Consider the following 25,966-nt stretch of genomic DNA (forward strand, 5'->3'; position numbering starts at 1 on the left):
AAGAAGGTACAAAGGAGAGATCCCTTCGTACCTTCTTTTCTTATTCTTCACTGAATAATTGCTTTTCCATTACGTTTTCCATATACTCTTCGCCGCCCTGCGTCAGCTGATAATGCATCTGGCCGTCGTATTTAATTTTCTCCACGCGCGGGCGGGAGCGGCTGAGGGCGATTTGAACTGCCTTTGGCGAGTGATTAAATCCAAACAGCTCAGTCAGCACGGTATGAACGTCAAGGGCTGAAAGATGGGTGAAATCAAGCTCTTTTTTGTAAATGTATAAAATGCTCAGCGCCTGATCCTCTAAGCGTTCTAGAAGCTGCGGGTTCGGATTTTGATTCAGCTGAAGCTCCTCCAGCGTGAAATTAAGCAGCTTTTCCTGACGGCTCGGCAGGATTTCAGTCGATGAACCGCCTCTTGATACACTCACTTCAGGTGTATCACCATTTGCGATCCCGGTGATATACTGCATGCCGGATTCGGTGATTTCATAGTTTTTCTGCAGGTCCTCAAGACCCGATTCCTTTAAGTATCCTTTTTTTACACATGTATGGATGCTTAAATGAATATTGTTTGGCACCGTATGGCGGGCTTCGCGGAACTGCTTGCGCACGGATTTGGCTGTAAAGCTTGGCTGCTGCTTATGATGAAACAAAAAGTACGCCATCGCAAGTGTGTACTGCCATTCGGAATACAAGGGAAGCCCTTCTAAAAAGGCTTTAATTTCGGCTTTACTGCGGGGCTCTGCACCCGGCTCCTTCGTTTCCTGCGCCGGAACCCCAGCAGGCAGGGACGGACGCAGCGCTGTGGACTTTTCTTCTTCCATCAGCTTCGTTAAATAAGTGGATGCAACCTCCTCATGATGCGCAACAAACGCTTCATCTCCGGTTACAGAGTATTCGAAATCTTTATAACGAACACGAAAGTGAAAATCTTGCTCGGACATCTTTTAACGCCTCCCAAATGAATAAATGCTTTGTTTAAAACAAGTATGTACTCCTATTATAGTTCTTTTATTCCGTTTACACAATCCTAAATGTTCTTTATAAAGAACTATTTTTGTGGAAAATGAAGACAATTATGACTAGTTTGTTTAAATCTGTCCCCTTTTATACGAGTAACGGACATTTCCTGCAAATCCTTCTACTATACTAGTCATCGGAATGCGCGGGGGACTTGTGAATAGAAGAAGGAACTTTATTTCCAGTCAGCCCTGTGAGGACGCGTTTCACGTGGAACGTTTACATGCAATTAATCGACAAAATCAGGTGTGCCCCCACTCCGCAATCAGGGCAGTCAGTCTTCCGAATAGAAACCCTTAAAAGTGAAAATGCCGCTAACCCTGAATACCATTTACTAGCAAATGGGAACACTAAAAGGTTTGATTTTGCTTCTGAAAGGACATACATACAATAGAAACAGGGGCAAAGGAGGATGCTGGATGTTACTTGAACCAGTAGGGCAAGTCGTCTTTATGGAAATCAGCAAGCGCATGCGCGACTTAAAATGGACGGTCGATGACCAGAACTTTCATAAAGAAGAAACGATCACAGAAGCAGATTACCATCTGCCAAAGCAGCTCACAGAAAATGAAAAAGACTCGGAGCTTGCGAAAAAAATAGCGACCCTTAAATATGAAGGAACGAAAGATCAATTTAAACAAAATGACACAAAAGGAATCTCCCTGACCTTCTTCACGAAGCGATTAAAAGCACTCGAGCTTGATGAAGTGATTGGGGAAATCAAGGAATTCCAAACGAAAAAAGATCAAAGCGTTATTCAGTTTTTTATTGATAAGCCTTTTGCCGATGATGACGTGCAGGCATGGCTGAATAAATTGTTCACGTTGCTCAGCAATAAAATGGATGAAGTGTACGGAGACCAGACAAAGGACATTCCGATCGTTCTTCTTCCAACGAGGCTGCAGGAGCTTCCCGTCACAGAATAAAAAAAGCACCGCTCGATGATCCGATTTGTTCGGAGTGTCGGGCGGTGTTTTTTTACCGGTAGCGTTCTTCAGCCTCTGCATCGACCTTCCAATTGCGGAAGGTATGTAAAGCAACGAGCGCAAGGCTTAGTGTAAGCTCAATCAGAAAGCTCTCATTCAGTGCGGGTGGAAAATTAGGTGTGAATAACTTGAGTGATACATACAGCACAAAAATACCTGTTGAAACAATACACAGTCCATTCAACAGCTTCACTGCTGATGCACCTCCTTTTTAAACGTGGATTTATCGGATGGAAAAACCGTGGCTGACCGGGCATCATTTATGATTTTCTTTTTTTGCACCGGGAACTGGACGGGCCAATCGGGAGGAACGGAGAATTCGCTGCATGAACGGTTCGCTTCAGGCGGAAGGCGATCATATAAAATTCTTCATGGACCGCACGCCGGATGCACATTTCTTTCCGCATCGTACCTGCCTCCTTTAACTCTATCGTACGCTCACACAAATCCTCATTCAATAGAATCATCTGATTTTAATCTTTCTGTCATAGAAAAAACATATTAAGCGGAATTTGGAAAATTGACGAATAAACAAATCACACTGAAAACCTAAGTAATTAAAGGGAAAAACCCAATTGCCAGGAATTACTTTTACATTTTTGTTTCAAATTCCGCATTTTTTCGATATTATTTTCACTAAAAGAGTTTAAAGTTGATTTGAACAGGGAACAATGTATTAGTTTACTAGACTCGGAATCAATCTTTCACGCAAGGAAAGGATGTAACGCATGGCTACACAAACAGAAGAAACCCTCCGTTACCTGACTGAACGGGTTCTGGAAGAAAAAGAACAGCTCGCACATGACATCACGGAAAGACAAAATCATACATACTCAAGCCTGGAAAGCCTGAGCAGCACGCTTGTACCATTGCGCATTGAGCTTGTCACGATCTACGCGGAATCACTTTCCCTTGATCCAATCGAACGCCAGAACCGGATCGAAAAATGGGGCCTTGAAGCAGGAAAGAAATGCGCAGAGCTTGGAACCACACTTGACTCCATGCTCAGAGAAGTCCCGCACTACCGGAACGCCATCGGGGAACTCATTAAGCAGGAAGCGATCAAGCACGATTTCTCTATTGAAAGACTGTACGAGGTTATCTCGATTCTTGATCAGGCAGTGAACGATATCGTCTACTACTTCTGCCTGCCATTTGTGGAAGTGCAGCACAACAACCTGAAGGCCTCACAGGATCAGATGCTTGAAATGTCCGTTCCCGTTGTACCGGTAGACAACGGCGTGGCCGTCCTTCCGCTTGTCGGAACGATCGACACACACAGAGCCAAGCTCGTCATTGAAGAATCACTCACCCAATGCCTCGAGCTTAACATCGAAGAATTCGTCATCGACCTCTCAGGCGTCGCCATGGTCGACACGTTCGTCGCCCAAAAGCTTTTCCAGGTCATGGACTCACTTAAACTCATCGGCGTCAAACCAAAAATCAGCGGCATCTCACCGGAAATGGCCCAAACGATCGTTCAGCTTGGGTTAGACTTTAAAGACATTCCTTCTTATGCGACATTGAAATCGGCGCTGAGGGAGATTGGGTTTGAGCGTAAGCTGGTGAAACTAAATTAATGAAGAAATAGAATAAAAGAAACCCATCTACAGAAGGAGTGAACCTTTTGTCAGATGGGTTTCTTTTTTTATTTAGTCAATTTGTCGTAATTTGACGAATGAATATAACAAACAAGTTACCTTTTTGTTTCACTTTCATGTTAAACTCTATAAGTATGTAGATTACGTGAAAATCTATCAAAAATCACATATTTATGGAAAATAAGGTTTGTATCACTATAATTTACATAATTTTAATAAATAAATCTACTAAAGACCTAAATTTCGTGCTATTATACCAAGAGTGGTTGGAAATGGATGAGATAATGGAATAGAGAAATCTATGCAGATTGTTTTATCTTAAGTCGGTACTGTCTCCAGTTCCTTTATCAATGGGGGCACTCGGCCGCACTGTGGGTTTTTCAAAAGATAAAACCTTAGACATGTAGTGTCATTGGTGTGGTGTGAGGGTGGGTTAAATGCCCATTTATTTTAAATAATTCAACCATAAATATCTAATGAAAGGGCATACATTTTGTGTGTTTTCATTAGATATTTATTTTGTGCAAAATATCATTCACTCATAGGGGGACAAATGAATTGAAGAAAATAAAAAAAGCAATTATACCAGCAGCAGGTTTAGGAACAAGGTTTTTACCGGCAACAAAAGCAATGCCAAAAGAGATGCTTCCAATCGTTGACAAACCGACGATTCAATACATAGTAGAAGAAGCTATCGCTTCAGGGATTGAAGATATTATCATCGTAACAGGGAAAGGGAAGCGTGCGATTGAAGATCACTTTGATAACGCACCTGAGCTTGAAAAGAACTTATATGAAAAAGGAAAGCTAGATTTACTTGAAAAAGTCCAGGCTTCAGGAAATCTAGGAAACATCCATTATATTCGTCAGAAGAACCCGGCTGGTCTTGGACATGCCGTTTTATGTGCAAAGCAATTTATTGGTGACGAGCCATTTGCTGTTCTTCTTGGAGACGATATCGTTGAAGCAGACACGCCATGCCTTAAGCAATTGATGGATCAGTATGATGAAACCGGATCATCTGTAATCGGTGTCCAAACAGTACCTGATCAAGATACTCACCGTTACGGCATTATCGCTCCTGGTGAACAAGAGGGACGCTTGCATATGGTAGAACATTTTGTAGAAAAACCAAAACAAGGAACTGCCCCTTCTAACCTAGCGATTATGGGACGATACGTACTAACTCCAGAGATTTTTGAGATTCTTGAAAATCAGAAAGTAGGAGCTGGTGGGGAAATTCAATTAACTGACGCAATTGAGTCGCTAAATCAAAAGCAGGAAGTATATGCCTATGATTTTGAAGGATCAAGATACGATGTAGGAGAAAAACAAGGATTTGTGAAGACTACGATTGAATTCGCTTTAAAACACCCTGAACTTCGTAATGAAACTATTGAATTTATGGAGAAAATCATAAAAGAAAATAAAAGACAAGAACAAAAAGTATAAACTCTAATTAGAATTGAAAATATGAAATTCCGAGGTGGAAGTTATGAAAATAGCAGTTGTAGGGACTGGTTATGTAGGATTAGTGACTGGTGTAAGTCTTTCAGAAATCGGTCATAATGTTACATGTATTGATATTGATCTAGCCAAAGTTAATAAAATGAAAAAAGGTGTATCTCCAATATATGAACCAGGGCTAAGTGAGTTAATGCTAAGTAATATTGAACAAAAAAGATTATTTTTCACAACTGATCATAAAGAGGCATTCAAAGATACAGAAGTAATCTATATAGCGGTAGGTACACCGGAAAATGCAAATGGTTCTGCGAATCTAAAATATGTAGAACAAGTTGCAATAGATATAGCTTCTAATGTTTACAGAGATACTGTGGTAGTTACAAAAAGTACTGTACCTGTAGGAACTAACCATAATATTCAACGAATTATTGAAAAAAATCTAATTAACAAGGTTAAAGTTGACGTTATATCTAATCCTGAGTTTTTAAAAGAAGGTTCTGCTATCTATGATTCATTTAATGGTGACAGAATTGTCATTGGATCAGAAAATGATGAAGCTGCGGACAAATTAGAAGAAATCAACAAACCTTTTGGAGTACCGGTTTACAGAACGGATATTAAGAGTGCTGAAATGATAAAATATGCATCAAATGCATTCCTTGCTACGAAAATTAGTTTCATAAATGAGATTTCAAATATATGTGAGCTCTTGGGAGCTAATGTAGAAGAAGTAGCAATAGGGATGGGGCTCGACCAACGTATAGGTAATCAATTTTTAAAGGCGGGGATTGGATATGGCGGTTCCTGTTTTCCGAAAGACACTAAGGCCTTAATCCAGATAGCCGGAAATGTAGATTATGATTTTCAATTGCTAAAAGGAGTAGTGAATGTTAATAGAAAGCAACAAAAAATCTTATTAAACAAACTAGAAGAAAGAATACCTTCATTAAAAGGGAAAAAAATTGCTATCTTAGGGTTAGCATTTAAACCAAATACTGATGATATGAGAGAGGCTGCTTCCATAGTAATAAGTAAAGAACTAATTAAGAGTGGAGCAAGAGTTATAGCATACGATCCCATTTCGATGGAAAATGCAAAGTCTATTTTAGATGAAAAGGTTGAGTATGCATCCTCAATTGAGGATGCAATTGCAGAGAGCGATGCTACATTAATTCTTACTGAGTGGGATGAGATAAAACATATTGATTTAGATTTATTTAAAAGCATGGAGTATCCATTAATTATCGATGGTAGAAACTGTTTTGATATAAATAAAATGAAAAATAGTGGAATAGAATACCATTCAGTTGGAAGACCTTCAGTAGTTAGTACAAATGAAAAAGCATATGTTTAAAAAACACAGAGAGTGGTGACATATATTGTCTTATCCTAGTTTGAAAGAAAATTCGATAGGCAGTGAAGCATCGAGTGTATCTTTTGAAAAAATATCTACTAATAACAATAACTCTTACCTTTTTATAAAAAGAGTATTAGATATATTGGGTGCAATTATTGGTATTGTTATGTTGCTACCTTTGATCATAGTGGTTTCAGTTATTATAAAATTAGAAGATTCTAATGGTCCTATTATATTTAAGCAAAAACGCATGGGTGAAAACGGAAAAGAATTTTATATGTATAAATTTCGCTCAATGGTGTCCAATGCAGAAGAACTTAAAGCGTCTTTAATGATGCAAAATGAAGCTAGTGGCCCAATATTTAAAATAAAAGCAGATCCTAGAATAACAAAGATTGGAAAGTTTATACGTAAAACTAGCATTGATGAATTACCCCAGCTCTTTAATGTATTAAAGGGAGAAATGAGTCTTGTAGGACCTAGACCTCCTTTGCCTGATGAAGTAAATCAATACTCTAATTATGAGATGCAAAGATTAAAAGTGGTACCTGGTTTGACATGTTATTGGCAAGTTAGTGGTAGAAGTAATATTGGTTTTTCTGAATGGGTGGAATTAGATCTAAAATATATACAGGAGCGAAATCTATTTATTGATTTAAAATTAATTTGCCTAACTGTATTAGTTCTTTTTGGATCGAAGAATGCTTATTAATTATGAGTTAAAGAGAAGAGTGAATTAAAATGAAAATATGTTTCGCTGCATCATCTGGAGGTCACTTTGAACAATTAATGATGTTAAAAAATATAATGCAAGTTAATGAATCTTTTATTTTAACAGAGAAAACCAATTACAGTAGTGATAGTGATCAAATTAAAACATACTATGTTACTCAAATTAATAGAAAAGAAATTCTTTTGTTACCAAAAATATTTATAAATTTCATTAAAGTTTTTTATATCTTTGTAAAGGAAAAACCAGAAGTTTTTATTAGTACGGGTGCACTTTCTGTAATTCCTTTAATGTTAATCATGAAACTTTTTAAGAGAAAGGTTATCTTTATAGAATCTTTTTCCAAAATTGAAACACCAACGCTAACGGGAAAACTAGCATATAAAATTTCCGATATATTTGTAGTACAGTGGGAAGAAATGTTGAAAGTTTACCCAAAAGCGGTATATGGAGGAAGTATATATTGATATTTGTCACAGTCGGGTCGCAAAGGTTTCAATTCAATAGACTTTTAACGGAAATAGAAAGAATTGATAATTTCTCTAAAGAAGAGTTTTTTGTACAAACAGGGTATAGTACTAAAATTCTAAAAGGTATAAATAACACTCAATTCATGGACAGACTGCACTTTTCTCAAATGATTAATAAAGCGGAAATCATAATTACTCATGCAGGCACTGGATCAATAATCAAATCCTTGAATGAAAAGAAGAAAGTAATTGTAGTTCCGAGATACAAAAAATTCGGGGAACACGTAGATGATCATCAATCTGAGATAGCGTCTCTATTCTTTAAAAAAAATCATGTTGAGACTTGTATAGATATATCAGAATTGCATTCAATAATAAATAAAGTTAGAAAAAAAGATTATGCGAATTTTCAATCAAATAATAAGTGCTTCACTAATTTCTTATTAGATAAAATAAAGAGTTTGTAAGGAGGAAATAAAGGTTGAAGGTTTTAATGATAGGTTCTAAATTGTCAGTTAATGGAGGAATCACAAGAGTCGTAAAAAATTACCTGAAATCAGAATTACCTATCCAAGTAGATCTTAAGTACTCTTCTACCTACTTAGGCAAAAGTCATTTCTCGAATATAGTTTACTTTTTAATAAAATTAATATATTTATGGTACCATACAAGGTTGAATAATTATGATGTATACCATATTCACATGTCCTATAAAGGGAGTTTTGTAAGGAAATATATTCTATTAAAAATCTTAAATAAATCGAAGACAAAAATCATTATCCATTTACATGGTTCTCAATTCAAAGAATTTTTTAATAAATCTAGTAAAGTTAAAAAGAAGAAAATTGTTAAGTTTTTTGACGAATGTGATGTGATTCTAGCACTGGGGGATGAATGGAAACGATACTACTCGTCTATAACCAATACAAAAGTTATCTCACTTGATAATGCAGTTTTTCCGAAAAATATTGTGAAACAAACTAAAGAAAAAATTTATATATCTTCTATGGGGCTATTGTCTAAAAGAAAAGGTACATATGATATTATTGAAGTAATTGACAAAATTAAGGACGAGATCCCTGAAGGCATTAAAGTTCTAATTGGTGGTGATGGGGATTTAGAGCAAATTAGAAAAATCATTGACCAAAAAAAGCTATCTGATAAAATACTTACACCTGGATGGATAGGTGATGAAAAGGAAATTGCTGATATTTATGAGAAGTCGCTGATATTCTTACTACCCTCATATAATGAAGGGATGCCAATGTCTATTTTAGAAGCTATGAGTCATGGTGTACCAGTTATCTCTACTAATGTAGGCTCTATACCGTCTGTAGTCCAACACGAAGTAAATGGATATATAATTGAACCCGGTGATAAGAACAAGATGGAGGAGTATATCTTAGAATTAATAAATGACAAAGAAAAAAGGGAAGATATGTCTTATTTGAATTTACAAAAAATAACTAAGAAGTATAATTTGGACAAAAATATTGAAGATTTGATATCGATTTATAAGCAAGGGTGATTAATTATCGAAACTACTAATTTTCAATTTAGTAATAAATGGAATATAAAATTGAAACCAATTATATTTTGCATCGTAGTAGCTTATATTTATGGATATTCTAATGTGATGCGTACAATTCTAGAAATAAATATTAACCTCCCTTTCACATATTCATTTATGCCCTGGATTATTTATTTTTTTTATTTATATATTAATAAAAAAACTTTAAGTGCAACTCCGTTTTTAATAAGTGTATTATTTTTGTATTTAGGTATTATTAGTTCAATTTACTATGAAAACGATATTATGTCCTTATACAGATTTTTATACAATAGCTTATTACCTATATTGATTTTATATATTAGTTTGCATAGTATTGAGCATAAATACTTAATTTTTGTAAAGATAATTAACGTTATAGTTATAGTTAATACACTTTATGGGTTTATTGATTTTGTCAGTGGTAAAACGCTTCAACTAGTACTATCTGATTTATTAACTGGTTCTCACTATGAAAATAGTATAAATAATGATATTAAAAGTAATGTATACAGATTGTTCTCTCCTTTTGGTCATCCCTTAGTTAATATGGGACTAAGTTTAATTTTTATTGTTTCTAACATTATATTGGTTCATTACAAAGATCAAAAGGCATATATTTCTTTTAAAATTGTATTACTTATATCTATATGCAATGGTTTTTTAATTAATAGTAAATTTGGATTAATTTGTCTAGCCCTAATTCTTTTATCATTAATCTTTTTTACTAGAAGAAAAATTCTTAACTTGATAGTTCTGTCAATAGCTTCTTTAATAGCTATTAATTCCTCTTTTTTTAAAGAAAACATAATTAAAAGATTTTCTATCGCTATTGAAAGAGGAGATATTTCTAATGGTAGACTAGCTGCACTAGAGTATGTTTTTAATGATATTTTAGTTAAGCCTTTTTATTTTATAGGTGGTGGGATGGGCTATTCCGATGAATTATTAAGATCAGTAAGTAATTTTAATAATATTGAGATACCGCTAGTAATGTATATGTTTGATTATGGAATAGTAATTTCAATATTAATCATAGGTATATCATACATAGTTCCAGCCGCCACTTTTATTAAGAATGGAACATACTATTTGTTTTTTTTATATAGTATTATTTTTCTTTTCTTTAACTCATTTAATGGATTGGCTGTAAATATAGGGTTGTTGCTAATCTTAAATTTCTTTGCCATGGTACTCATGAATCTAAGTAATGACATAAGGAGAAAAAAAAATGCCTGAAATTGCTTTTATAATACCTACGATTTCTAAAGGTGGAGCCGAGAGAGTTGTCACGACAATTTCAAATTCTTTAAGCCAGGAAATTGATGTTATAGTTTATCACCGTGTGGAAAATGAGTACCTCTGTAATAAGAATATTGTTAATCTTAATATACCCAAAGCTAATTCAATTTTTGGAAAGATTATAAATTTATTTTATAAATACAAAGAAATTAATAAAATAAAGAAAAAGAATGGTTATAAGAAAATAATCTCTTTTTTAGATAATCCGAATCTTATAAATGTACTTACAAAAAAAAAGAACCAAAAAACAATTGTTTCTATAAGAAACAAACAATCCATGGAATTTAAAGGGATAAAGAAAGTATTCCATAAGATTTTGGTAAAACATATATACAGTAAAGCGGATGTTATAGTAGCCATATCTAGCGGAGTAAAAAAAGATTTAATAGAGAATTTCGATATCTGTAAAAAGAAAATAATCGTTATTCACAATCCAATAGATGTAGATTTAATCAATTATCAAAAAAATATACCTATAGATAATACTAGTATTGATGATCGAAAAATTAATGTTATAACTATAGGCAGATTGGTTGAACAGAAAGCACATGTGGAGTTGTTAGAAGCTTTTAAAATTTATATCGATAAGCATTCTAATAGCAATGTCCACCTTACAATAATTGGAGATGGGCCAGAAGAGGAGAGTATTATAAAAAAAGCTAGAGAGTTAGAACTAAGTGAGAAAGTCAGCCTATTACCATTTCAACGTAATCCATTTAATATAATGAAAAGCTCAGATATTTTCATTTTAAGTTCAAAATATGAAGGTTTCGGTAATGTGATTGTTGAAGCGGTTGCTTGTGGTCTTCCTATAATTTCTACCGATTGTGAGGCAGGACCAAGAGAAATTTTAGCCCCTGAAACATCTATTAATGACATTCTGAAATATCCTTATATTAATAAGAATGGAATATTGATTTCTTCACCGATAAATAATCAACAAAAAAAGTTTAATGAAGATTTAATAGAAGCTATGGAAGTTTTACTTAGTAAGAATGACATTCAAAGTAATTATAAAGAAATTAATAGTATCTTACTAACTAGATTTGAGAAGGAAAGTATAGCAAAAAGGTGGATTGAAGTATGATAGTCAATCGGATCTTATCAAAATACCATAAATACTTCGGAAATAAAAACAAATATTATTATAAATATGCTATAAGAGATGCTAGAGAAAAGGGGGTTAAAGTAGGAGAAGGCTGTAGGTTTTTTTCAACAAATTTTTCTTCTGAGCCATATTTAATTGAGATTGGGAATAACGTAACTATAACAGTAGGAGTTAGGTTCATAACACACGATGGCGGCATGTGGACTGTAAGAAAGATGTTAGATGAATATAAATATGCTAACATCATTGGTAAAATAACAATAGGTAATAATGTATTTATAGGCATGGATTCAATTATATTACCTGGAGTTAACATTGGTGAAAACTCTATAGTTGCAGCAGGGAGTGTAGTTACTAAGAGTTTTGCTAAAAACTCTATTATAGGAGGAAATCCTGCGAAGAAAATTTCAGATATTAATTCTTATATAGAAAAAAACAATCATTTATACATTAATACTTTGCAAATGTCAGAGAAAGACAAGAATATATTTATAAAGAATAATATTAATAAAATTAACTTTAGAGATAAGTAATATGAAAAAAAACTCAATACATTATATTATTTCTTCTCTTATATCTGGAGTAGCTGGTTTTCTAATAATATCTATACTTACTAAAGAATTTGACCCTATTAGCTACGGTGATTATTCCCTTGTAATTACAACAGTTGCTTTATTAAATACTGTATTAATTAGTTGGATTACACAATCCTTGATAAGGATGTACAATAATCAAAAAGATAAATCCGAATTAAACATACTTTTAAACACTTCTCTTATAAGCTTATTTTGTATGTGGATGTTTTTCTTGATAATAATTATAACTATGAATCTAATAATAGAAACTCAAAGATTTATTATACCTATTATAATATTATTTGTTGGAGAAAGTCTATTTCTTTATTCTAGTTCTTTGTTTCGAGCACTAAACAAAGCTAAGATTTACAATATTATAGTATGTTCTAGTTGGATCCTAAAATTAGTCTTTATAGTAAGTTTTATTAAATTTAACATTGACGATATATTAATTATTACGATTGCCCTTGCTGTTCCCAATATTCTTATTGGTTTAATAGTGGTGACGATACTATTATTCGAAAGTAAAGAAAGTAAGTGGTTTTCTTCTTCAGCATTTAAAGAAATTTATAGGTATGGTATACCATTAGTTGGATTATCATCCATGCAATGGATTATGTCTTCATCGGATCGATACATATTAAAACTATTCAATAAAGATGTTGAATTAGGCGTCTACTCTTTAGCCTATTCAATTTCCTCCAATATTTATAATGTGTTTATAACGTTTCTTTTATTAATATCTTATCCAATAATCCTAAGAAGTTATGAAGAAGGAAAGAGTAGCTTAAATGCTACAAGATCTATTAAAGAGCAATTCAATTATTTCTTGTTAATTTTATTGCCAATAACTTTTGGTCTATCTATTCTTAGTGATGAAGCAATATTAATCATTAGTTCGCCTAGCTATTCTAGTGGGACAGTAATATTAATCCTTACTAATCTAAGTATGTTAATATTTGGTACATTATTTTATATTAATAAGGTATGGGAATTAACAAAAAATACTAGAGAAATATTTTTGAATAGTATATTTGCTGCTTTAATTAATGTATTGTTGACTTTTATACTCGTACCTTTTTTTGGTGGGACAGGTGCTGCTATAAGTACATTGTTAGGATATTTTTTCTTCCTTATAATATCATATGTAAGGTCTAGGAAGATCATTAGATTAGAGATAGACTACTTTACTTCTATGAAAATCATTATATGTTCTCTGGCTATGGGTATTATAGTTTTTGTAGGAAAATCATTCATTGAAAACAATTTATTTCATGTGATGTTATTAATTGCAGTTGGTTGTTTAGTATATATAATCCTTTTAAAAATATTTGGATTATTTAATTTAATAACTGAATTTATTAAAAAATAATTATTTTTCTATAGTGCTTTTAATGTGTGCGATCTCCTATATTAATATTATCAAAATAAAGAACTGCAGGAATTTTATTCCTTGGTGCTCTATAAAGTCCAAGTCTGAAATTAGTTTCTTCTTTTAAATCTGGATAGCCTAAAGGACCTGTGTAACTTAATATTTGATAATTATTTAACCATATATTTAATTTCCCATTGTTTTGTTTACTTTCATCAATAAATATTTCGATTACAAAATCGTGCCATTTATTTTTTGCAATAGAATCCTCAAAACGAATGATTGGTTGAGCATCTTGATATGGACCGTGCCGTGTTAGTACTCTAAACTTAAAGGTATCGGTGTTCGGTGAAATTTCTAAAGCAACCGGTGGCGAGGCTGGTGCTCCTTGCCACCATTGGGCAAATAAAGTCCAATCAATCGGGATTTTAAATTCTTCATCAAAATACACGCTAAAACTTATATATTTTTTAGAATGATTTGGAATATCAATAATTTTAACTTCTCGTCTACTTTGATTATTCTCTAATCGAACAGCTAGATACTTGTTTGCTACATTAGATAATTCGGATTCAATCCAAATATTACTTGTTAAATTATGTATGTGAAATGTTTGATCATTAGTATATAGCGCGTTATCATCAATCTCTGCGCTTTCAAAATCTAAAGAGAAATTAGAAATGATTAAAGGAACACTCATTTTATTTAAGTAAATAAAACTTAAAAGTAAAAATAGTATAATAAATGTAGATAAATAAAATTTGATTTTCATAATTTTTCTCCTCAATACAATAACGTAAAAAAAACTAATAAAAATAACAATTATATATATAACTTAACTTAATGTAATTGCTAAACTTCATTTTATAACAGGAAAGTGAAATTTTACAAATAATCTTGTGTACTGGAGGTTGGGAAATGAGCGTACTTGTAGTTGGTGGAGCAGGCTATATCGGAAGTCATGCTGTCACTACCTTAGTAAGACAAGGTGAATCGGTTATAGTTGTAGATAATTTAAGCACAGGTCATGCTGAGGCGGTTCATAAGGATGCAGTTTTTTATTACGGTGACCTTCGTGACGAAGTGTTTTTAACTGATGTATTTCAAAATGAATCGGTTGATGCGGTCATGCATTTTGCAGCAGATTCACTTGTAGGTGTCAGCATGCAAGAACCATTAAGCTATTATAACAATAATGTTGGTGGGGCAAATTCATTATTGAAGGTGATGGTGGATTATGATGTCAATAAGATTGTCTTCTCTTCAACAGCAGCTACTTACGGCGAACCTGAGTCAGTCCCGATTGTGGAAAATGACAGAACGATTCCTACTAATCCTTATGGAGAAACAAAGCTTGCGATTGAAAGAATGCTTCACTGGACGAAGAAAGCTCACGATCTTAACTATGTCGTATTGCGATATTTTAATGTTGCAGGGGCTGATCTAGAAGGAACCATCGGAGAAGATCATCATCCGGAAACCCATCTGATTCCGATTGTCCTCCAGGTTGCAGCTGGTAAGCGCGAAGCTATTCACGTATTTGGTGACGACTATCCAACACCAGATGGGACATGTATACGTGATTACATTCATGTTCAAGATTTAGTAGATGCACATATACTTGCTTTGAAATATATGAATGAGACTAATAAAAGTGGGACCTTTAATCTTGGAAATGGTAATGGGTATAGCGTTAAAGAGGTTATTGATATCGTATCCGAGGTTACAGGTAAAGATATACCTGCTGTTGTTTCTGCTAGACGAGCAGGAGATCCTGCGCAATTAGTCGCATCTTCAGAAAAAGCGCAATCCGTGCTAGGCTGGAAACCACAATATGCTTCTTTAGAAAGCATGGTGGAATCAGCCTGGGCGTGGTACGAGAAGCACCCTGAAGGTTACGTGACAAAGATCCATTCATAAGAAACAGCCTCCTTGCTAATGCAGGGAGGTTTATTTTAGTTGAAAGAGGTGTCAATATGTTTCAATCTATTCATCATATCGCCATTATCGCGACAGACTATGCTCGTTCCAAAAAGTTCTACGCAGAAGTTCTTGGATTTGAAGCAGTGCATGAGTTTTACCGGGAAGAACGAGATTCGTATAAATTAGACTTACAAGGTAATGGATTTCAGATTGAGCTATTTTCATTTCCTGATCCACCGCTGCGTCCATCCAGACCAGAAGCTGCAGGTCTAAGACATCTGGCTTTATAGGTGGAAGATATTGATGCCTGTAATGCACATCTTACTTCATTTCAGATTGAGGTTGAGGAGATTCGGGTAAATCCTTTTACGAAAAAACGTTTTACCTTTTCCCCTGACCCGGATGGACTGCCGATTGAATTGGTTGAGAGATCGTAAAGGAGTATATGAATGAAAACAATTGTCTACTATATTTCAGATTACGGATTTGGTCATTGTACAAGAAGTATTGCCGTTATACGAGAAATATTCGCTCAGGCCATAGAGCCAATCAAAATGATAGTGTGTCACTCCTACGGGGTGGAATTACTTAAAGTATCGTTATTGGGATACGAAATTGAATTTAAAACCATTTCTACTGATGTTGGGTATGTTCTGCAAAAAGACGGAATGGATATCGATAAGACATTACTTAAAGAAACTTTCAGATCCTATATGCAAGATTTTCCTTCAAAGGTTGAAAAGGAAAAAGATTTTCTTATAGAAAACAAAGTGGATTTAGTACTATCTGATATTTCGTCATTACCCTTTATTGCAGCCAAACAGTTAGATATATTGTCAGTCGGAATTTCAAACTTACTTGGTATACCGCCTATGAAGATCTGATTAAAGAAGAGGATCTTCATGAACTTAAAACTGCCTATAAAGAAATGGATATACTTCTAACATTGACTGGTAGCAATGAGCCCATGTGGACAGAAACTCAGCAGATTAATTATGACTTGATTTCAAGAAAGTTGGAGGATTTAGAAGTAAGAAGAATTATGAAAGACGTTAATCCTCATGAAGATAAGAAGATTGTATTTTTCGGACTAGGTATGAAACTTGATGTGAACGTGGAAAACCTTCCGTTATGGGAAAGTCCAGGCTGCGTCTTCTTAGTCTCAAGCAATATGAATATCGAGCACCCCAATGTATTTTAAATACCTAAAAACTACACTGGAGCACAAAATTACATAACAGCATCAGGTCTGATCATTTCAAAGCCGGGGAACGGTGAGTGAAGCGGTTATTCAGGGGAAACCTTTAATACTACTGAATCGAACGCAGATGAACGAGGATCAAAATACGATTGGCTACGTACTAAACAATCATTAAGCTGAGCTGTTTTTCATGGGAAGATATTCAGAATCTCAGTTTAAGTTATGATAAGGTACGTAATTTGCAGCAAAAGCTCAACGTAACAAAGAAAGAAAACGATGCTGAAAAAATAGCTGCACAGATTTTACAATTCATAGAGTGAGCAGAAGGTGAAAAGAATGTTTCAGATGCAGGAATATATTCAGAACGGACTGTCTTTTTATAAGTTAATGAATGAAATCTCTACATCGTGGTTAACCGTTTGCTCTGAAAGAGGAGGCATTATTATAGTATGGGGTGTAGGTGGGGATGAGCAGCTTTATTTAAATGAAGACACTCTTTATAACCTTGAGAAAAATATAAGAGGCGGAATCCCGGTTCTATTGCCGATTTCAGGAAAGTTTTAAAAAAAGAATATGAATGGGAGGGAGTAATTTACCCTATACCCAATCATGGACTTGCAAGACTAAATGCAAGGAAGATAATTAATACGGAAGTTCAAGAGAACCAAGCGTCTATCGCATTAAGCTTTCAAAGCAGCGAAGAAACTAAGAAATTCTATCCTTTTAATTTTGAAGGCATTTTTACTTATATCCTAAAAGATAACCAGTTGTCTATACAACAAAGTTATTGCAACCAAAAAAAAAGAGATGCCAATCTATGCGGGCTTTCATCCACATTTTAAAGCACAGTCCGAACTCGTAAAGCTTAAAACAAATGCCACTGAGCTATATGACTACAACGACCATTTTGTAAAAGACTTTGCCGGAGAAATCGATATGGAGTCATTAAAGGAAGCAGTGGTTCTATTGGATGTGAGTTATCCCTCACTTTTCATGCAACTAGACCAAACCAGAAAAATTGTTATGAATACAGATTCTTCTTTTTCCTACACCATGCTTTGGACTGAATCTGGAAAAGACTTTGTCTGTCTTGAACCATGGATGGCTAAAACAGGGGAAATGGATCGGAAGGAAGAACTGAAGATGATTGGTCCTAGAGACGTTTTGGAGGCGAGGGTTGAGTTTGGGGTTATAGTATAGCCCTTTACCACTGAAAATTAATAAAATTTGTAACAAGTAGATGGTTGATCGGAAAGTCTTGTGGTGTGTGAGATCACTGTAAGGCTTTTTAGTTTGACTAAATTCTTACTTAAGTCATTTTTTAAAAAAGGTTAGTATAAGTCGTATTCATAATTCTAACTAACATCGTTGTGTTTTTTTCTTTTCGTCTAGTCTTAGACTTGGAAATCAAACTTCAAAAAAATGATTTTGCTTACGCGGTACATGATCTTGTTGAACAAATTCCTCATGAAGCATTCGAGTCTTTCTTGCGAAAGAACGGCTGCCCTGCCTACCATCCACGTATGATGATGAAAATTATTTTATGCGCCTACTCCCAATCCGTTTTCTCCGGAAGAAAAATTGAAGGACTCCTTTTAGACAGTGTTCGGATGATGTGGCTGGCTAAAGGGCACCAACCCAGCTATCGAACCATAAACCGATTCCGAGTTTACCCTGAAGTTCAAGCTCTTCTTCGTGACTGCTTTGTCCAGTTTCGTTGTCACCTCGTTAAAGAAAAGCAGATCGAGGAAGAAGCGATTTTTATCGATGGAACAAAGATTGAAGCGAATGCCAATAAGTTTACCTTTGTCTGGCGGAAGTCAGTAGAGAAGTACAGCGCCAGCCTGGTAGAGAAATCGAAAAAACTCTACGATGAATTGGTTGATCAGCAAATTATACCGGAAATTAAACGAGAAAGTCCGGAAGAACTTTCAGCGGAAGAGTTAGTTGAAGTCGTTGAAAAACTGGAAGAAACCGTTGAAACCTTTACACAAGAAATCGAAAAAACGGAAGACGTGCAGCAACGAAAGAAGCTTCGCTCTTTACGCAAAAGACCGAAACAGCTTTTCAAGAAGTTCAAAGATTTTGTGGCGCGGAAACAGAAGTATGAGGCGGACATGAGGCTGTTTGGCGAGAGAAACAGTTATTCCAAAACGGATCATGATGCCACGTTTATGCGAATGAAAGATGATTATATGAAGAATGGCTAACTGAAAGCTGGCTATAATTTTCAAATTGCGACCGAAGGTCAATATACGCTTGCCTACGAGATTTTTTCAAATCCAACGGATACACGAACGCTCATTCCTTTTCTTGATTCGATTGAACGGCACTTCTTTAAACTTCCTACTTACCTAGTCGCAGATGCCGGGTATGGAAGTGAAGATAATTATCAGGATGTATTGGACAATCGGGAGAGTACACCATTGATTACCTTTAATACGTACCGGAAAGAACAAAAGAAACACAATCAGAAAAATGCGTATAATACGGCCAACTGGAACTACAATAATGAAACGGATTCCTTCCAATGCCCAAATGACCAGCAGCTTACCTTCCGTTATCATTCTCGGAAGACCGACCGCAAAGGCTTTACCAGAGAGTACAAAGTATACGAAAGTGAGAACTGTATAGGTTGTCCATTCCGTTCGGAATGTACCAAAGCAAAAGAAGGAAACAATCGAAAAATCTTTATGAACCCAAAATGGGAACAACAAAAAGAACGAATCAGAACATTGCTTTCAGAAGAAAAAACAGGGAAAATCTACGGAAGACGGAAGATTGACGTAGAACCAGTTTTTGGATTTCTGAAGGCTAATTTAGGTTTCCCCCGATTATCTGTCCGTGGAAAAGATCGGGTGAAAAACGAGTTGGGGTTTGCGTTTATGGCGGTGAATTTAAGAAAATTCGTCGCCATAAGCGCAAAATGACCTAGCAGCAAAACAAAATAACAGAAGAAAAAGGCATCGCACATCAAAAATGATGTGCGGTGCCTTTTGAGTTATGAATTTTAGCTAGTTATGTCCCAGCCACACTCTGCTTTACTTTGGTTCATTTATTCAAATAAGTATTAATTATTGTACGAAGTATAAGGAGAGAAGTGAGTAAACTACCTCCCCAACCAACCCCCATCAACAGCCGCTAAATGACCATGTACATAACTAGAAGCTTCCGAAGCTAAATAAATGACGGTTCCTTTAAAATCATCGGGGTTTCCCCATCTGTCCGCAGGAATACGATCGAGAATTTGTTTGCCTCTTACGGGATCGTCGATTAAGGCGGTATTCATGTCTGTCGCGATATAGCCTGGGACGATTGCGTTTACGTTGACACCTTCTTTTGCCCATTCATTAGAGAGGGCTTTTGTGAGTTGTGCCACACCGCCTTTTGCTGCTGCATAAGCTGGTAAGGTCAATCCTCCTTGGTAAGAAAGGAGGGAAGCGGTGTTAATGATTTTGCCTTCTCCTCTTGCTACCATATGGCGTCCTGCTTCCTGGCATAGGAGCCAGACGACTTTTAGATTGATCGATAGAACATCATCCCAATCGGATTCAAGGAAATCAACAGATGGCGACCGGCGCTGTATGCCTGCATTATTGACTAAGATATCAACTTTTCCGAATGAGACGACACTGGGAATCGCCGATTTCACTAGATCTATCTTTTCAAGATCGCATGGAATAATAGAGCACTTTCTGCCGAGCTGTTCAATCTCTTCCTTCACATCCGTCTGATCAGGATTCCCATTTCTTCTCTGTATTTCTTCATTTCACCTTACCCAGATTGAATCTGAGGTTTTGCTTTTGACGATCAAAATTTTAGAAAGTAGATTAAGTAGTTTGGAAGACTATATTCTGCAGATTGAGGTAATACCTATCAAAGAAGATTCATATGAATGTATGGTGATTCTGCTGGTTGGTAAAAACTAATGGCACGAAAAAACGAACGTGGCTGCCGCATTGCTACTATCATATAGTTAGCAGAGGTAATCGGCGTGATCCCCTGTTTCTTAACCCCAGGACTTTGAAGCCTTTTTCCACATCTTAACCCACCTTCACCAAAAGTACCCCTTTGAAATAGCCTCCTACTGCCTTATGACAAACCATTTCTACCTTCTCCTTCGATCACTGGATCCAGACTGTTCCGTTTCAAAAATCATGTCGCTCGTAGACAAACGATATGCGAACTACTACAACACCCGCTATCGTTTAACAGGTCATGTCTTTGAAAAACGCTTTTATGATCAGTTAGCTGAAGGCAAAGTAGGTATGCTTAAAGTGAGCCGCTACATACATCTAAACCCCATCGCAGCAAACATGGTCAAAAAATGTGAGCAATACCTATGGAGCAGCTACTCCTTCTATAAATACTGAACCATGCCTAAACCAGATTATATGAATACAGATATCCTCTTAGATCATTACGATGGAACTGGAGGGGAAAGGCGAATGTTGTATTGTTTATCGGTGGAGGAGAAGAGTAAGGAAGCAAAGAAAGATGAGGGAAGTTTCTTTACGGTTGATTAAATGAATGATCGATCTTTTGGATAGATAAAGAATATTTAAGAATTAGTGTCTATGGGAAACCATCTAAATATGCTTTTGTCTATAAACGCTCATAGAGATAGCCAGAATTGCCGCGTCGTTGGCTCATAAAGGGGAAGAGATTAGTTCGCTATCACAAAATAAATTTAAGTGGCTCGGTAATGATAAAGCAATCGTTTCTATCGTGTTTGACGATGGAGAATCTTCCTTGTGGCAAAACGCTAGAGGGATATTAGCAAGTAGAGGATTGCCATGGAATTTAGCCATTTCTACCGAAGTATTTATGCAACAAAATCCTTCAAACGGTTTTATGACAGTTGAACAATTAAAAACATTACATGCTGAGGGTGTAGAAATATTATCTCATTCGGCACTGCACACAGAATTTACAAATTCTTACGATGTGAAGTGGTCAGAATCCCAATTAAGAGAATCAAAGGAAGCAATCAAAAAATTAGGTATTAATGCAAATGGATTTGTCGCTCCTGTAGGCAATGTGGCTTCTAAGCACATACCAAACATCGTAAACAATTTTGATTACTCGTTCATGAATTATGCGTATCAAACTTATACACCAGTTAATAAAGAAGTATCTCACGCAATTCCTAGAATGAGCTTTGCAAGTGATTATGCTTCTATTCAGGGCTGGATTAACCAAGCAATCACAAACAAAGATTTCATTGTGATATGGGCGCACAACGTGAATGATTCTGACGTGTCAGTAAGCAATTTCACAACGTTGATGGACTTTATAAAAAGTAAAGTAGATCAAGGAACACTTGAAGTGAAAACACTTAAAAAAGCTTACACAGATCACTCTACGATGTTTGCTAAGGAATCGTCTGCATTGGATATGAAATCTGATCCAGTCGTATTAAAGGCAAGCGAGAATCGGTTGTTTAATCCGAAGTTCAATAGTGCGGGAAAAGGATGGGTTCAGTCAAAATCTAATAACGCAGCTACAATTTTCCCACAAGCAGTTAATGCTAAATATGTTTTCATACTGGACAATGTAGCATTAGCTGATTGGGCGGAAGTCTCTCAAAAAGTAGAAACAGATTTCAAACAAAATGTTGTTGCTAGCGTAAGAGCGAATATCCTGTCTAATACATCAACCACAGTAGACTCTGCTGATCTGAGGATTATTTTAAGACTATTTAATGGAAGTACACTTGTCAGAGAACTCTCGCAAGATACACAGTTATACCCGACAACAGCAGGATACGAAGTAGAATCCAAGTTTAACTTACCGTATCTTTCTTCGTATAAACATACGCATGTTGAAATGAAATTCCGTTTTATAAAAAGAAAAGCTGAAAATGTAAGGTTCGAACTGCAGTATCCGTATTTAGAGTTTCTATCGCCTAAAAGCCCACCAGAAAACAACCATCCTGCTTTAAATGTAAGTGTGGCAGGCGGAACGATCGTGCTCAATACAACCATTGCAATGGATACTGATTACTTCAAATTCGTTTTCCCTGGTCAAGTTGTTGAGTACGACAACGTTTCATCAGGAAGCTACACTGTATCTAAAACGGGCATCTACGAAATAAGTTCTGTTATGCAGGTTCAAGGTGGTACTTCTTCAAGTGGGGTTATTAGATTTATACCATTAATCAATGGTACCAGACAATCTCATGACACCTTTTCCATAAACCTTGCTAACGGAGCAAAAGAAACAATCGTGTTTAGAAATTTCTTATCACTACAAGCAGGAGATGTTATCGAACTTCAGTACACTAAAAACTTCCCTGATTTATCTATATTGGTAGATAGTGATATTGTTGTAAAAAAATAAATTGATCCCATCTATGTAATTTAATAAACATATAAAGTAATTTAATGGTACAATTATCCCTGTAAAATATAAAAAAGGGGATTAATTACATGAAGATGAAAATTTTACTTGTTCTATCAACCTTTCTTCTGGTTGCTGTAGCACTAAGTGGATACTTAACATACAGCACAGAAAATGCACAAGCAGTCGATAATGCCATTGAAAAATTACAAGAGCAAAAAGAAAAAGAGAGACAAGAATTAATCACTAAGTACAATGAATTTAGAGATTCCACTGATACTGGGGATTTTAAACGCTACGAAACTTTTGGGACAGAGCATACGGTTTTTGAGGATTTACTCTCAGGCGGGAGAGCCACTATAGTATTCTTGGGAGATTCTACGACTGAGCAGAACGATTACACTAACGGATTGCCCGGCCATGTAGAAATCATTTCTTCTAAATTTCATGAGTTATTTGGCTTCGATGTAAAAGTTAGAAATGCAGGGGTATCTGGCAATGATTTATTGGCTATGCAGGAGAGGGTAAGGAATGATGTTCTAAGATTTAGTCCTGAGTTAGTAGTTGTAAACTCTTCATTAAATGATGTGGTTAATGAGGTGTCATTGAACCAGTTTAGACAAAATTATCAGACGTTGATTGACTCTATAAAAGATGGTTCAGATGCGAAGATAATACTAAGAACGTCGAATTACACAATGAGTCCTGAAATTAACGAGCAGCTTGAAAATGGATATAATGATGCAATTAAAGAAATAGCTAAAGACAATGATTTAGGGTTTATCGACCTGTACTCTTATTACAAAGATCAGGCAGAGAATAGCAGTATTGACCAATTAAACTTTAACCACTTCCATCCTAACGAAACTGGACAAGAGCTAATTGCAAATAGTGTCCTGTTTGCACTAATCGAAGGAAGTTCAGACGCAGATTTTTAATCTCTGTTGGAGGAAACGGTGTGGTAAAGAATGAAAAAACTTACGTCTTCTCACAAGATGAATCAGTGAAAAAAGAAATGTCCAATCGCCAGATAGCAATAGAAATATTAGCGCCTGTAGGAAATCCTGAGGCGCTAGTTTAGATTGTATTAAGCACAGCATTTAGTATTTCACCATAACAAAAATCCAATCACCCCCGCCATCACTACGTAAAGCATCATCGGCACAAGTGTCATTCGAATGATGGTGCCTTCTTTCCCAACAAGGTTTACAACAGAAGCGGCTGCAACAACGTTTAGGACACAGATCATGTTGCCGGCGTTGGCTCCGAGGACCTGCAGCGCGAGTATGACTTTTGGATCGGCTTCAATTTGATCCGCGATGCTGAATTGGAAGAGGGAGAACATCATATTACTGAAAGTTGCACTGCCTGAAATAAACGATCCAAGTGCTCCAATGACCGGCGCGACGAGGGGCCATTGTTCACCTACTGCAGCGGACACCGTTACGGCCAGCTCCATTGGCATGCTCAACAGTTCTGCATGGTTGACGCCGGAATTAATAAAGATTCGAACCATAGGCACCGCTGCTCCGAGTGCGATGGTGCTTCCTGCCATCGTTTTTGCTGAAATCATGAATGTTTCCTTCACGCAGCTTCCGCTCATTTTATGAAGAAAAATGGTGATGATGATCACAACGAAGAAGATCGTTCCTGGTAAGTAAAACGGTTCGAAAAAGGTACTGATTTCGGTTCCTAAAATAGATCCCCAGCCAACTTGGACTGATCGCAGCCAGTCTTTAAAAGGAAGAACGTCAATTCTCGTCAGGACGAGAAAGACGGCAACAAGCAAATAGGGAATCCACGCCAGCCAAAGCGGCATTACGTTGGTTGGGATGTTTTCTTTTAAATTTGGTTCAACTGTATTCGTGCCGAAATCCCATGGTTTGGTTGGCAGTAGAAATCCCTTTTTAACAGCGGGAACGACAATCATAAGTCCAACTAGTCCGCCAATAATTGAAGGAAATTCAGGACCTAAAAAGGTCGCAACCACAAAAGCTGGAAGAGTAAAACTTAATCCCGCAAAAACAGCAAACGGAAAAATGTTGAGCCCTTCTTTCCATGAACGGTTTTCACCGAAGAAACGTGTCAGCATGCATACTAATAACACTGGAATAAACGTTCCGATAAATAAGTCCACAAAAACGGCTGTACTGGCAATTTCCTGGAGGTACTGTGTGATCGACAAGTCTCCTAATTCACTTTCAACACCAGGAGCGAGCGCGCTTCCTTCATTTAACCCCTGCTGAACCCCTACAATCACCGGTGTACCAACCGCACCAAATGAAACCGCTGAACTGTCCGCAATCAAAGCCAGTGACACAGCCGCAAGAGGAGGGAAGCCAAGCGCCACTAAAAGCGGAGCCGCAATCGCAGCAGGCGTTCCAAAACCGGCGGCTCCTTCTATAAACGACCCAAACAGCCAGGCAATAATAATCAACTGAACTCTTCGATCCGCTGAGATCACCGTAAATCCCTCACGAATCGCATCAAGCGCCCCGCTTTTAGAAAGTGTATTAAGTAGAAGCACCGCACCGAAGACAATCCAAAGAATCGAAACCGCAATGATTATCCCTTCAATTGAAGCTGCTAAAATCTGTATGGAAGGCATCTCCCACACAAAATAAGCAAGCAAAGCCGTCACCAGTAAACTGATCGGCATGGCTTTGGTCGCGGGTAAACGTAAAATCACAAGAAAAATGAACACAGACAAAACCGGAGTCAATGCAGTGATAATTTGCAAGGCTGTCATCGTCACATCATCCTGACTACTTAGAATGAGAAGCATGATTGCAGATGAAAATGGAATATTTTGTTCGTTTTCTTTTAGTATATCAGGCGGGTGGGGATAAAGGGAGAATGGTTTGTGAAATATTTCACATGAAAATATAAGATAAGTGCTAAAGCTACTAAATAGGCGCATAGTTATACATAATTTATACGAGTAGCTGGTGTTTATCTTGTTAT

At 36.1% G+C, this 25,966-nt stretch carries 26 protein-coding genes and 3 pseudogenes; 23 read left to right on the forward strand and 6 right to left on the reverse strand.

Going from position 1 to position 25,966, the window contains the following annotated elements; translation table 11 throughout:
- Positions 1–40 precede the first annotated feature (40 nt).
- Complete coding sequence (locus ACQCT8_RS01350; RefSeq protein ID WP_426867893.1) at positions 41–943, reverse strand: hypothetical protein; 903 nt, start codon at positions 941–943, stop codon at positions 41–43.
- A gap of 495 nt (positions 944–1,438) precedes the next feature.
- Here ACQCT8_RS01350 and ACQCT8_RS01355 point away from each other — a divergent pair, with 495 nt between their 5' ends.
- Positions 1,439–1,945 (forward strand): hypothetical protein, encoded by a 507-nt coding sequence (locus ACQCT8_RS01355; protein ID WP_426867894.1) that lies wholly within the window; start codon positions 1,439–1,441, stop codon positions 1,943–1,945.
- Positions 1,946–1,997: 52 nt separating this feature from the next.
- Here the strand turns inward: ACQCT8_RS01355 and ACQCT8_RS01360 are convergent, their stop codons facing one another.
- Both ACQCT8_RS01360 and ACQCT8_RS01365 read right to left on the reverse strand, forming a co-directional pair.
- Positions 1,998–2,198, reverse strand: a complete 201-nt coding sequence (locus ACQCT8_RS01360; protein WP_426867895.1) for a hypothetical protein — start codon at positions 2,196–2,198, stop codon at positions 1,998–2,000.
- Between the two features lie 67 nt (positions 2,199–2,265).
- A complete protein-coding gene (locus tag ACQCT8_RS01365; protein ID WP_426867896.1) occupies positions 2,266–2,412 on the reverse strand; it encodes a hypothetical protein in 147 nt (48 codons plus the stop codon).
- A 321-nt stretch (positions 2,413–2,733) separates the two neighbouring features.
- Between ACQCT8_RS01365 and ACQCT8_RS01370 the strand changes: the two genes are divergently transcribed.
- From ACQCT8_RS01370 to ACQCT8_RS01420, 11 genes are all read left to right on the forward strand, one after another.
- On the forward strand, positions 2,734–3,585 hold the full coding sequence (locus tag ACQCT8_RS01370) for an STAS domain-containing protein (RefSeq protein WP_426867897.1): 852 nt from the start codon (positions 2,734–2,736) through the stop codon (positions 3,583–3,585).
- A gap of 579 nt (positions 3,586–4,164) precedes the next feature.
- A complete protein-coding gene (galU, locus tag ACQCT8_RS01375) occupies positions 4,165–5,058 on the forward strand; it encodes a UTP--glucose-1-phosphate uridylyltransferase GalU (RefSeq protein ID WP_426867898.1) in 894 nt (297 codons plus the stop codon).
- 43 nt (positions 5,059–5,101) lie between these two features.
- Positions 5,102–6,427 (forward strand): UDP-glucose dehydrogenase family protein, encoded by a 1,326-nt coding sequence (locus ACQCT8_RS01380; RefSeq protein ID WP_426867899.1) that lies wholly within the window; start codon positions 5,102–5,104, stop codon positions 6,425–6,427.
- 55 nt (positions 6,428–6,482) lie between these two features.
- Entirely contained in the window at positions 6,483–7,142 is a 660-nt protein-coding gene (locus tag ACQCT8_RS01385) for a sugar transferase (protein ID WP_426868298.1), read from the forward strand.
- Positions 7,143–7,171: 29 nt separating this feature from the next.
- Positions 7,172–7,627 carry a PssD/Cps14F family polysaccharide biosynthesis glycosyltransferase gene (pssD, locus tag ACQCT8_RS01390; RefSeq protein WP_426867900.1) on the forward strand — a complete coding sequence of 152 codons (456 nt, stop codon included), beginning with the start codon at positions 7,172–7,174 and terminating at the stop codon, positions 7,625–7,627.
- A complete protein-coding gene (gene pssE, locus ACQCT8_RS01395; RefSeq protein ID WP_426867901.1) occupies positions 7,624–8,097 on the forward strand; it encodes a PssE/Cps14G family polysaccharide biosynthesis glycosyltransferase in 474 nt (157 codons plus the stop codon). Before pssD ends, pssE begins: the two co-directional genes overlap by 4 nt.
- Before the next feature lie 14 nt (positions 8,098–8,111).
- Positions 8,112–9,158: a glycosyltransferase family 4 protein gene (locus ACQCT8_RS01400; RefSeq protein WP_426867902.1), complete on the forward strand. Its 1,047-nt coding sequence runs from the start codon at positions 8,112–8,114 to the stop codon at positions 9,156–9,158.
- Between the two features lie 105 nt (positions 9,159–9,263).
- On the forward strand, positions 9,264–10,418 hold the full coding sequence (locus ACQCT8_RS01405; protein WP_426867903.1) for a hypothetical protein: 1,155 nt from the start codon (positions 9,264–9,266) through the stop codon (positions 10,416–10,418).
- A complete protein-coding gene (locus tag ACQCT8_RS01410) occupies positions 10,411–11,568 on the forward strand; it encodes a glycosyltransferase (protein WP_426867904.1) in 1,158 nt (385 codons plus the stop codon). The genes ACQCT8_RS01405 and ACQCT8_RS01410 overlap by 8 nt, the downstream gene beginning before the upstream one ends.
- Positions 11,565–12,122 (forward strand): acyltransferase, encoded by a 558-nt coding sequence (locus tag ACQCT8_RS01415; RefSeq protein WP_426867905.1) that lies wholly within the window; start codon positions 11,565–11,567, stop codon positions 12,120–12,122. Before ACQCT8_RS01410 ends, ACQCT8_RS01415 begins: the two co-directional genes overlap by 4 nt.
- Before the next feature lies 1 nt (position 12,123).
- Positions 12,124–13,536, forward strand: coding sequence for an oligosaccharide flippase family protein (locus tag ACQCT8_RS01420; RefSeq protein WP_426867906.1), 1,413 nt, complete (start codon positions 12,124–12,126; stop codon positions 13,534–13,536).
- Positions 13,537–13,555: 19 nt separating this feature from the next.
- On the opposite strand, the gene ACQCT8_RS01425 is transcribed toward ACQCT8_RS01420, so the two are convergent.
- Positions 13,556–14,308 carry a heparin lyase I family protein gene (locus ACQCT8_RS01425; protein ID WP_426867907.1) on the reverse strand — a complete coding sequence of 251 codons (753 nt, stop codon included), beginning with the start codon at positions 14,306–14,308 and terminating at the stop codon, positions 13,556–13,558.
- Positions 14,309–14,454: 146 nt separating this feature from the next.
- Between ACQCT8_RS01425 and galE the strand changes: the two genes are divergently transcribed.
- The 7 genes and pseudogenes from galE (at position 14,455) to ACQCT8_RS01460 (ending at position 19,660) form a co-directional block, all read left to right on the forward strand.
- Complete coding sequence (galE, locus tag ACQCT8_RS01430; RefSeq protein ID WP_426867908.1) at positions 14,455–15,456, forward strand: UDP-glucose 4-epimerase GalE; 1,002 nt, start codon at positions 14,455–14,457, stop codon at positions 15,454–15,456.
- Between the two features lie 56 nt (positions 15,457–15,512).
- Positions 15,513–15,896: pseudogene (gloA2, locus tag ACQCT8_RS01435) on the forward strand (SMU1112c/YaeR family gloxylase I-like metalloprotein).
- 12 nt (positions 15,897–15,908) lie between these two features.
- The gene (locus ACQCT8_RS01440) at positions 15,909–16,343 is read left to right on the forward strand and encodes a hypothetical protein (RefSeq protein WP_426867909.1); all 435 of its coding nucleotides are present in this window, start codon (positions 15,909–15,911) and stop codon (positions 16,341–16,343) included.
- Between the two features lie 83 nt (positions 16,344–16,426).
- Positions 16,427–16,660: a hypothetical protein gene (locus tag ACQCT8_RS01445; RefSeq protein ID WP_426867910.1), complete on the forward strand. Its 234-nt coding sequence runs from the start codon at positions 16,427–16,429 to the stop codon at positions 16,658–16,660.
- Between the two features lie 336 nt (positions 16,661–16,996).
- Positions 16,997–17,224, forward strand: coding sequence for a hypothetical protein (locus tag ACQCT8_RS01450; protein ID WP_426867911.1), 228 nt, complete (start codon positions 16,997–16,999; stop codon positions 17,222–17,224).
- 243 nt (positions 17,225–17,467) lie between these two features.
- Positions 17,468–17,860 carry a hypothetical protein gene (locus ACQCT8_RS01455; protein WP_426867912.1) on the forward strand — a complete coding sequence of 131 codons (393 nt, stop codon included), beginning with the start codon at positions 17,468–17,470 and terminating at the stop codon, positions 17,858–17,860.
- A 164-nt stretch (positions 17,861–18,024) separates the two neighbouring features.
- Positions 18,025–19,660: pseudogene (locus ACQCT8_RS01460) on the forward strand (IS1182 family transposase).
- Positions 19,661–19,769: 109 nt separating this feature from the next.
- On the opposite strand, the gene ACQCT8_RS01465 reads toward ACQCT8_RS01460, so the two are convergent.
- On the reverse strand, positions 19,770–20,420 hold the full coding sequence (locus ACQCT8_RS01465) for an SDR family oxidoreductase (RefSeq protein ID WP_426868300.1): 651 nt from the start codon (positions 20,418–20,420) through the stop codon (positions 19,770–19,772).
- 155 nt (positions 20,421–20,575) lie between these two features.
- Between ACQCT8_RS01465 and ACQCT8_RS01470 the strand changes: the two are divergent.
- The 4 genes and pseudogenes from ACQCT8_RS01470 (at position 20,576) to ACQCT8_RS01485 (ending at position 24,083) form a co-directional block, all read left to right on the forward strand.
- Positions 20,576–21,186, forward strand: a pseudogene (locus ACQCT8_RS01470) (transposase).
- A 118-nt stretch (positions 21,187–21,304) separates the two neighbouring features.
- Entirely contained in the window at positions 21,305–23,002 is a 1,698-nt protein-coding gene (locus ACQCT8_RS01475; RefSeq protein WP_426867913.1) for a polysaccharide deacetylase family protein, read from the forward strand.
- An 89-nt stretch (positions 23,003–23,091) separates the two neighbouring features.
- On the forward strand, positions 23,092–23,940 hold the full coding sequence (locus ACQCT8_RS01480; protein WP_426867914.1) for an SGNH/GDSL hydrolase family protein: 849 nt from the start codon (positions 23,092–23,094) through the stop codon (positions 23,938–23,940).
- A 20-nt stretch (positions 23,941–23,960) separates the two neighbouring features.
- Positions 23,961–24,083, forward strand: a complete 123-nt coding sequence (locus tag ACQCT8_RS01485; RefSeq protein WP_426867915.1) for a hypothetical protein — start codon at positions 23,961–23,963, stop codon at positions 24,081–24,083.
- Between the two features lie 27 nt (positions 24,084–24,110).
- On the opposite strand, the gene ACQCT8_RS01490 is transcribed toward ACQCT8_RS01485, so the two are convergent.
- A complete protein-coding gene (locus ACQCT8_RS01490; protein ID WP_426867916.1) occupies positions 24,111–25,751 on the reverse strand; it encodes an L-lactate permease in 1,641 nt (546 codons plus the stop codon).
- Between the last annotated feature and the right edge of the window lie 215 nt (positions 25,752–25,966).

It is taken from the genome of Jeotgalibacillus proteolyticus, from assembly GCF_050107735.1.
Lineage (GTDB): Bacteria > Bacillota > Bacilli > Bacillales > Jeotgalibacillaceae > Jeotgalibacillus > Jeotgalibacillus proteolyticus_A.